Annotated in this window: 5 protein-coding genes; 3 read left to right on the top strand and 2 right to left on the bottom strand. The window is 44.3% G+C overall.

Features of this window, described 5'->3' with window-relative positions:
• Nucleotides 1-346 precede the first annotated feature (346 nt).
• Both R7041_RS21995 and bamD read right to left on the bottom strand, forming a co-directional pair.
• Entirely contained in the window at nucleotides 347-1,828 is a 1,482-nt protein-coding gene (locus R7041_RS21995) for a lytic transglycosylase F (RefSeq protein WP_309474068.1), read from the bottom strand.
• Nucleotides 1,829-1,977: 149 nt separating this feature from the next.
• Complete coding sequence (bamD, locus tag R7041_RS21990; RefSeq protein ID WP_005381876.1) at nucleotides 1,978-2,706, bottom strand: outer membrane protein assembly factor BamD; 729 nt, start codon at nucleotides 2,704-2,706, stop codon at nucleotides 1,978-1,980.
• Between the two features lie 136 nt (nucleotides 2,707-2,842).
• Here bamD and rluD point away from each other — a divergent pair, with 136 nt between their 5' ends.
• The 3 genes from rluD (at nucleotide 2,843) to clpB (ending at nucleotide 7,268) form a co-directional block, all read left to right on the top strand.
• On the top strand, nucleotides 2,843-3,820 hold the full coding sequence (rluD, locus tag R7041_RS21985) for a 23S rRNA pseudouridine(1911/1915/1917) synthase RluD (protein ID WP_005381875.1): 978 nt from the start codon (nucleotides 2,843-2,845) through the stop codon (nucleotides 3,818-3,820).
• Nucleotide 3,821: 1 nt separating this feature from the next.
• Nucleotides 3,822-4,550, top strand: coding sequence for a peptidoglycan editing factor PgeF (pgeF, locus tag R7041_RS21980; RefSeq protein WP_005381874.1), 729 nt, complete (start codon nucleotides 3,822-3,824; stop codon nucleotides 4,548-4,550).
• Nucleotides 4,551-4,694: 144 nt separating this feature from the next.
• Complete coding sequence (clpB, locus tag R7041_RS21975) at nucleotides 4,695-7,268, top strand: ATP-dependent chaperone ClpB (protein ID WP_206949593.1); 2,574 nt, start codon at nucleotides 4,695-4,697, stop codon at nucleotides 7,266-7,268.
• The last annotated feature ends 565 nt before the right edge of the window (nucleotides 7,269-7,833 follow it).

Here is a 7,833-nt window from a genome sequence, read left to right as displayed (position 1 = left end):
GCCAGTGATATTCATTGTCATAAGTGTTTTTCCTCTGTTGCATCCCTCATGGGTTGAGTTCAGATTACCGCTTTAAGCATAAAAAAATGTGATTCAGATCATTATTTTGCTCGGGTTTTTTATGATGAAAAATGAATGTGATCTCACTCAAGAACTTCTGAGATTTATCGTGAAATTGCTTGTTATCGGTTAGTAAATCCGTAGATTGGATAGAGTACTCAGCTGAAAACGGCCTCGTTTTTAGGGAAGTTTTACGGCCTAATATTTGAGGTGGTTAAAATTTAACTACACGTAAGGTGTGATGACGATCACTGAGTCTTTCCAATGAATCCATTTAAAAAGCCGCTTACTGTACAAGCGGCTTTTTACTGTCTGGAATTTGGCTGACTTTTCGTAGCGGTATCATGAAAATGGGGTCTTTTGGGGCTAGTGAAACCCTTTCTAGACTTTTGACTTGGTCCAAACTTTCTAGTTGTTTGTATATTATGTAGTAGCGATTAATGCTTGTGACGTACCCAACCGTTGAGCTTAAACTTTTCCGCATAACGACTTCCACGTTATTAAACCAAACATTAGGATCGTAACCTTGTTGGGCTGCACGCTTACGAATACGCTCTACATTGCCGGGGCCCGCATTGTAAGCCGCCAATGTAAAGTAGAGTTTATTTTGTGCAGTAATATCAGGATCACTGAAGTACTGCTTACGCAAAAAAGCTAAGTATTTCACTCCAGCATGAATGTTGTTTTCTAATTGTCGAACATTTTTGATATTGATATTCGGATCTTGAGCGGTGCTGGGTAGGACTTGCATTATGCCAACGGCACCTCGGCTTCCAACTAGGTCGTTATTAAATCCTGATTCCTTGTAAGCGATTGCAGCGATCAGTAAATAGTCGATATCGTATTTCTCACCATAGCGTGAAAATAGCGCCGCGAGTTTTTCTAGTTGAGCAATTTTCTTAGGGTTAAGAGCTCTGTTCAACCATCCCGTGTTATCGATGTATTTACCGTAAATAACGTTACCGAGTACTGTCCCAGAGCGAGACTTCTGGATGAACTTATTCACGACGGCTTTTAATTTGGGACTATTTTCTCGCATTGCCCAAGCAATTTTGCCATTTTTGCGGATAGGGATTTTTTTGTGCACCCGAATATCATCCATCACTTTCAGCCAAAGCTTGGCTTTATGGCTATCGAGAACAATGGCTTTGACGTAACCATTGTTGAGCATTCCGACCAGCTCATAATCTTGAAGTGTTTCTTCAATAAAGTGCACTATAACAGGCGGTAAGCCTTTTTTGTTTAGTTTCTTATTTAGTGTCTGAATGCTTTCAAAGTAGCTAGAGCTGGCGCGCACCCAAATCTCTTTGCCGCTCAGTTGTTCGATTTTCGTCATCGTTGGTGTGCTTTTGTTTGTCACTACCCACTCTTGAATGTCAGTGAGAATGGGTGAACTGAACTCCACTTTCTGTTTGCGCGTGTCGGTAATAGTCAGGTTGGCGACAACTAAGTCACCTGAACCGTTTTCTAAGGCTGGCAGTAGCTGGTCGCGGGCAACAGGAATAATTTGTACGTTAAGCTTTGGTTTGAGTTTACGAAGGTCTTTTTCGAAATGCGCAAGCAATTCCGCGCCTATGCCTTTTGGTGTGCCGCCCTCAATGTAATAAAAGCCTAAATCGGCAGAAACTAAGACGCGCAGTACATTCTTATCTTTGATGACATCGAGGTCCCCAGTGTAAGGAGGCTGTTTGAGCGGCGAGATTTGCAGTGCGCAAACGGAAGCAGACAATAGGAGCAGCATAACTGCGCAAAGCTTAGATATCGTCACGTTCACATCCTTTTTATAAAGGGGGGGAGGAGAACTTTAAGCATATGTGGAGCTAGGAAGATCATCAAGAAAGGGCTGAATACACTATTGAGAGTAATAAAAAACCGCCACGGTAAAAACGGTGGCGGTTCAGTTTAAAGCAAGTTCAATTACTTCACAGGGTTGAGCTCGATAAGCTTTTCAGTTCTTGCTACGGCGTCTTCCAAACCAAGTTGCTTGTAGGCCTCTAGCTGGATAGTCAGTGACTTACGTGCAGCTTCTGTGTCTGGATACGCTTTTTGTAGCTCTTGGCTGCGATTAATAGCAGCGACCCAAGCTTCACGGCGAAGGTAGAAGTCAGCAGTCGCTAAATCATAGTTCGCTAGACGGTTTTTCAGCGCGACCATACGTTTTTGTGAATCTTCTGCATATGGGCTATTCGGGTAGCGTTGAAGTAGTTTTTTGAAGTCATCAAACGCTTTTTTTACCGGTTCAGGATCGCGATCGCTTCGATCTACGCTGAATAAATCATGCATAAAGTTACGATCTTGCGCCATGTGGCTTAGACCTCGCATGTACAGCACCCAATCCATCTTTTCATGGGTTGGGTTTAAACGCATAAAGCGAGAAATGGTTGCCAAGCCCAAAGCAAGGTCGTCGTTTTTGTAGTACGCATAGATTAGGTCAAGCTGCACCTGTTCAGAGTAGGCACCGAATGGGTAACGTGAGTCTAATGCTTCCAGTTTCTCAATTGCAGAAAGCCAATTACCACTTTGAAGAGAAATCTGTGCGTCTGCATACAGTTCCGAAGGCGGCACATCAGGAACGATTTCTTCTTTGCTTGCACATCCAAACAGAAGGGATACCGCTAAAAGGCCTGTTAAAGTCTGACGTTTCATATCAGGAGTCTGTTCCTTGAATCTAAATATTTCTTAAGCTGCCGTTACTTTCTTTCCAGTAACAGATACAATGACGTAATAGTCTATTTTTTCACAGTCGTGAGCATTAGTCTCACAGTTTTTAAAAAAGTTCGATATGGCTCAGCAGATTGTATTAACAAATACCGTAAAAGATAGCCAGTTAGGTCAACGTTTAGACCAAGCTATCGCCGAATTATTCGCGGACTTCTCTCGCTCGCGCCTAAAAGAGTGGCTGCTTGATGGGAAAGTTCAAGTTGATGGTGAAGTTGTCACTAAACCTCGTACCAAAGTAATGGGTGGCGAGGAAATTACATTGCAAGCCGAGTTAGAAGATGAAGAACGCTGGGAAGCGCAAGATATCCCGCTAGATATCGTCTATGAAGATGAAGATATTATCGTTATCAACAAACCTCGTGACTTTGTGGTTCATCCGGGCGCTGGTACGCCTGATGGCACTGTACTTAATGCGTTGTTGCATCATTACCCTGATATTGCAGAAGTACCTCGTGCAGGTATCGTGCACCGTTTGGATAAAGACACAACGGGTTTGATGGTGGTGGCGAAAACCGTTCCTGCACAAACTCGTCTGGTTCGCGCACTGCAAAAACGTAATATTACTCGTGAGTACGAAGCGATCGCTATTGGTCGTATGACTGCGGGAGGTAAAGTGGATCAACCGATTGGTCGTCACTCTACTAAGCGCACGCTTATGGCGGTAGCACCAATGGGCAAACCAGCAGTAACGCACTACCGTGTTGCTGAACGCTTCCGCGAACACACGCGTATTCGCTTGCGTCTAGAAACGGGTCGTACGCACCAGATTCGTGTGCACATGTCTTATCTTCAGCATCCGCTGCTCGGTGATATTGCATATGGTGGACGTGCTCGCATCCCGACAGGTGCGTCTGAAGAGCTAACGGCAATGATCCGGGGCTTCGATCGCCAAGCATTGCACGCAGTAATGCTGCGCTTTGAGCACCCAATTACGGGCGAAGTTCTTGAGTTTCATGCTCCAGTGCCTGATGACATGGTTGTGATGACTGAAGCGCTTCGTCAAGATACAGAAGAGCACGGCTTACCGGAAGAATTCTAATATGAAGACGATCATTCCGAACTGGCCAGCGCCTAAAAATGTCAAAGCTTTCGCCTCAACACGCATAGGCGGATTTTCGACAGGCCCTTACCAAGGGCTAAATTTAGGTACTCACGTTGGGGATGATTTGTCTTTAGTAGAGAAGAACCGAGCTTGGTTGGCGCAACAGGCAAGCATGCCAAATGCGCCAATCTGGTTAAACCAAACGCATTCAACCGTTGTGGCTCAAGCAAATGAACCAACAACACAGGTGCTTGATGCGGATGGTGTATTTACTTCTTCAAGCCATGTTGTTTGTTCAGCGATGACCGCCGATTGTTTACCTGTATTATTGACTAATACACAAGGTACGCAAGTAGCCGCTGTTCACGCAGGTTGGCGCGGCTTAGCAAATGGCATTGTCGAAAATGCGTTAGCGTTGTTTTCTGGTGAAGTGATAGCGTGGCTTGGCCCCGCCATTGGCCCTCAAGCCTTCGAAGTGGGTGAAGATGTTCTGCAAGCTTTTGTTGATTTTGATTCACAGGCGAATCAAGCATTTGCTCCACGCGATATCGACGGTAAATGGTTTGCTGACATGTCGGTGCTGGCAACGCAACGTCTAAACCGGGCTGGTGTGACACAAGTGTTTGATTCTGGACTTTGTACTTACCAAGATAAAGCCTCTTTTTACTCTTATCGCCGTGATGGTAAGACTGGTCGACAAGCAACCTTTATTTGGATCGAAGACTAGCTATAAGCACCAAAGTGCTAAGATGCATACTACTATTTTTGCAAAGCTATCTTTATTCATTCACTCCCTTGAAATTCCCCACCCGAGTATCCATCTTTCTAACTGTCAAAAGAATTTCCTTTAGTTGAGGTTAGGAAGGTAGATATGCGTCTTGATCGATTCACAAGTAAGTTTCAAATCGCTATCTCTGATGCTCAATCACTAGCGTTAGGGCGCGATCATCAATATATCGAGCCAGTTCACCTCATGGTGGCTTTGCTTGATCAAAATGGCAGTCCAATTCGTCCATTGCTTACTATGCTGGATGTGGACGTAACGCATTTACGCTCTAAATTGAGTGAAATGTTAGATCGATTACCAAAAGTCAGTGGCATCGGTGGGGATGTTCAGCTCTCTAGCTCGATGGGCACATTGTTTAACCTGTGTGACAAAGTGGCGCAAAAGCGTCAAGACTCCTATATCTCGTCTGAAGTCTTCCTGCTTGCCGCTTTAGAAGATCGCGGACCGTTGGGGCAATTACTCAAAGAGATCGGTTTAACAGAGCAAAAAGTCAGCCAGGCAATCGAAAAGATCAGAGGTGGTCAAAAGGTCAATGACCCGAATGCGGAAGAGCTTCGCCAAGCATTGGAAAAGTTCACCATAGACCTTACCGAGCGTGCAGAGCAAGGTAAATTAGATCCTGTTATCGGTCGTGATGATGAAATCCGTCGTACTATCCAAGTATTGCAGCGTCGTACTAAAAACAACCCAGTGATTATCGGTGAACCAGGCGTAGGTAAGACAGCAATTGTTGAAGGCTTAGCGCAGCGCATAGTTAACAATGAAGTACCTGAAGGTTTGCGTGGTCGCCGTGTGCTGTCATTAGACATGGGCGCACTGGTTGCTGGCGCGAAATACCGTGGTGAATTTGAAGAGCGTTTAAAATCAGTATTGAATGAACTTGCTAAAGAAGAAGGCAATGTCATCCTCTTCATTGATGAACTACACACTATGGTCGGTGCTGGTAAAGGTGAAGGCTCAATGGATGCGGGCAACATGCTAAAACCGGCATTAGCTCGTGGTGAGCTGCACTGTGTTGGCGCAACAACATTGGATGAATATCGTCAGTACATCGAAAAAGATGCAGCATTAGAACGTCGTTTCCAAAAAGTGCTGGTGGATGAGCCGACCGTTGAGGATACCGTGGCGATTTTACGTGGCTTGAAGGAGCGTTATGAGCTTCATCATCACGTCGAAATTACCGACCCAGCGATTGTTGCTGCGGCGAGTTTGTCACATCGCTATGTCTCCGACCGTCAGTTGCCGGATAAAGCGATCGACTTAATCGACGAAGCGGCTTCAAGCATTCGTTTACAAATTGACTCTAAGCCGGAGTCCTTGGATAAGCTTGAGCGTAAAATCATCCAACTCAAAATTGAGCAGCAAGCACTAAGTAACGAGCACGATGAAGCGAGTGAAAAGCGTTTGAAAGCGCTTAATGAAGAACTCAATGAAAAAGAACGTGAGTACGCTGAACTAGAAGAGGTTTGGAATACAGAAAAAGCAGCTCTTTCTGGTACTCAACATATTAAGTCTGAGCTTGAACAAGCTCGTATGGACATGGAGTTTGCTCGCCGTGCTGGCGATCTAAACCGTATGTCGGAGCTTCAATATGGCCGTATTCCTGAACTTGAGAAGCAGTTAGATCTTGCAACCCAAGCTGAAATGCAGGAAATGACGCTATTGCGTAATAAAGTAACCGACAACGAGATTGCAGAAGTACTTTCTAAGCAAACCGGCATTCCGGTATCCAAGATGCTAGAAGCGGAAAAAGAGAAACTACTTCGTATGGAAGACGTGCTGCATAATCGTGTGGTAGGGCAAAGCGAAGCGGTCTCTGTTGTATCGAATGCCATTCGTCGTAGTCGAGCTGGGCTTTCTGATCCAAACCGACCAATTGGCTCCTTCTTATTCTTAGGTCCAACTGGTGTGGGTAAAACAGAGCTTTGTAAGACGCTTGCGAGCTTTATGTTCGACAGTGAAGATGCGATGGTCCGTATCGATATGTCTGAGTTCATGGAGAAACACTCAGTGGCAAGGTTGGTTGGTGCTCCTCCAGGCTATGTCGGATATGAAGAGGGTGGTTACTTAACTGAAGCGGTTCGTCGCAAGCCGTATTCGGTAATTTTGTTAGACGAAGTAGAGAAAGCGCATCCGGATGTATTTAACATTCTGCTGCAAGTTCTCGATGATGGGCGTTTAACGGATGGTCAAGGTCGTACTGTTGACTTCCGTAATACGGTTGTGATCATGACATCGAACTTGGGCTCATCTCGTATCCAAGAGAATTTCGCAACATTAGACTATCAAGGTATCAAGAGTGAAGTGATGGATGTGGTTAGCAAACACTTCCGCCCAGAGTTCTTGAACCGTGTTGACGAAATCGTGGTGTTCCATCCACTTGGTCAAGAGCACATTAAGTCCATTGCTTCTATTCAATTGGAACGTTTGGCGAAACGACTAGAGGAGAAAGGCTATCAACTAGAAGTTTCCGACAAAGCACTCGATTTGATCGTTCAAGTTGGTTTCGATCCTGTGTATGGTGCGCGTCCTTTAAAACGTGCAATTCAGCAGAATGTCGAGAACCCGTTAGCCAAATCAATTCTTTCTGGTGAAATCGTTCCAGACAAGACAGTGCAGCTAATTGTTACTAATGACCAAATTTGTGCTCATCAATAATTGTATGGATACAGTAAAATTGAGATAAAAATCACACTAAAGGGGCCGTTTGGCCCCTTTTCTATAGTTTTTTAGAGTCTTTTGTCTGTTTTCTATACGAATAAACTAAAAAGGTGAGTTTTTTTAAAAAATGCACTTGTGTTCTTTAATGAACTCCCTATAATGCGCCTCCGTTGTCACGGGAAAGCAAGTGAAGCGGAACCTAAACAACTACGGTTAGTGAGTTAAAATTAACTCGCAGATAAATAACTTAAAAAAGTGTTTGACACGATAAGTTATCTAGCTAAAATAGCCGTCCACTTTGAAGAGAACTTCGAAGTGTGCTCTTTAAAAATATAGACCTATCAATCTGTGTGGGCACTCGTTGATGATAATCCAATTAGAAGCTTAGGCTTCAAATTAGGTTTCAATAATACGAAGTGACCATTGAATCGAAAGATTCAGCACAGTCAATTCAAACATTACTTCTGCTATTTATTAGCGAAAGGAATGTTCAGTATTCATTGAGCCGAACAAAATCTTAAATTGAAGAGTTTGATCATGGCTCAGATTGAACGCTGGCGGC

The sequence above is a fragment of the Vibrio sp. 1751 genome (assembly GCF_033339895.1).
Lineage (GTDB): Bacteria > Pseudomonadota > Gammaproteobacteria > Enterobacterales > Vibrionaceae > Vibrio > Vibrio alginolyticus.
The sequence above is the reverse complement of the archived record's forward strand: the minus strand, read 5'-3'. Positions and strand labels throughout refer to the sequence as shown.